Annotated in this window: 1 pseudogene; it reads left to right on the top strand. The window is 58.5% G+C overall.

Annotated elements, in window-relative coordinates:
* Positions 1 to 82 precede the first annotated feature (82 nt).
* A pseudogene (locus tag BO1_RS56045) lies at positions 83 to 1,384 on the top strand (IS701 family transposase); the annotation flags it as partial.

Here is a 1,384-nt window from a genome sequence, read left to right as displayed (position 1 = left end):
TAGTACCACTGTGTCACAAAAAGATGTTTGCAGCAAAGTGATACCTGGTAGTATTGAATAATACAAACTTTGGGCGACCGTGATGAAAGAAGACGTCGACGAATTTGACGCGTATCTGAATCATCTGGCGCAGGCGTTGGGGCACGCCGATCGCCATTCCGGCCTCAAGGGTTACTGTTCGGGCTTGGTAATGCCGTTGTCACGCAAGAGCGTCGAGCCGATGGCTGCGCATATTGACCCCCTTCACGCGAGTGCGAAACACCAGTCACTCCACCATTTTGTGGCCAAGGCAGAATGGTCTGACCGGGCGGTCCTGCAGCGGGTACGCGAATGGTGATGCCCGCGTTGGGCCTGCACCCTGCCGAAGAGGCTGGCTATTACTGGATTATTGACGACACGGGCTTCCCGAAGAAGGGCAAGCATTCAGTCGGCGTAGCGCGGCAATACTGTGGGCAACTCGGCAAACAGGACAACTGCCAGATCGCCGTGAGCCTGTCGATCACGACTCAACGTGGCAGCCTGCCAATTGCCTGGCAGCTGTATGTCCCCAAGGAATGGATTGACGACCGGGAACGTGCTCGTCGCGCTGGCATTCCCGACGAACTGGTTTTTCAGACCAAGCCACAGATTGCGCTGGCCCAGCTTCGCGAGGCTATCGCATCCGGCGTTGCACCGGGCATTGTGCTTGCCGATGCCGGGTACGGCGACGAAACCGCTTTCCGGGAAAGCGTAACTGAACTGGGTTTGTTGTATGCGGTAGGGATCCGGCCGGGCACCTCTGTGTGGGCGCCCGGTACGGCGCCGCTGCCGCCCAAACCCTGGAGTGGCCTCGGTCAGCCACCGAAATTGTTGCGCCGTGCGCCCGGCCATAAACCGCTCGTGGTGAAGGAACTGGCCATGCAATTACCCACGAACGCCTGGCAAACCGTAACCTGGCGGGAAGGCAGCAACGCCGCACTTTCCTCACGCTTTGCCGCCGTACGGGTTCGTCCTGCACATCACGACTATTGGCGAAGTACCGTTCGCGACGAAGAATGGTTGCTTATTGAATGGCCTGATGGCGATACGGAGCCGCTCAAATACTTTCTCACTACTGCACCCGAGGAGGCGACCCTCGAGCAGCTTGTCTTCGTGACCAAAATGCGCTGGCGCATCGAGCGCGACTATCAGGACCTGAAGCAGGAGTTCGGGCTCGGTCATTATGAGGGGCGAGGCTGGCGTGGCTTTCACCATCACGCCACACTGAGTATCGCTGCGTACGGGTTTCTGATGGCTCAGCGACTCAGAATGCAATCAGACGGACGTGGTAAAAAAAACTTCCTTGAACGCGCGCTGCCTGCCCTTCCCTCGGATTACATCCCCCGGGGCAGTCCAGCGCGCTCAG

Source organism: Paraburkholderia oxyphila NBRC 105797, from assembly GCF_000685075.1.
Classification (GTDB): domain Bacteria; phylum Pseudomonadota; class Gammaproteobacteria; order Burkholderiales; family Burkholderiaceae; genus Paraburkholderia; species Paraburkholderia oxyphila.
Note: the sequence above shows the minus strand (reverse complement) of the source record. Positions and strands in the feature narration are given on the sequence as shown.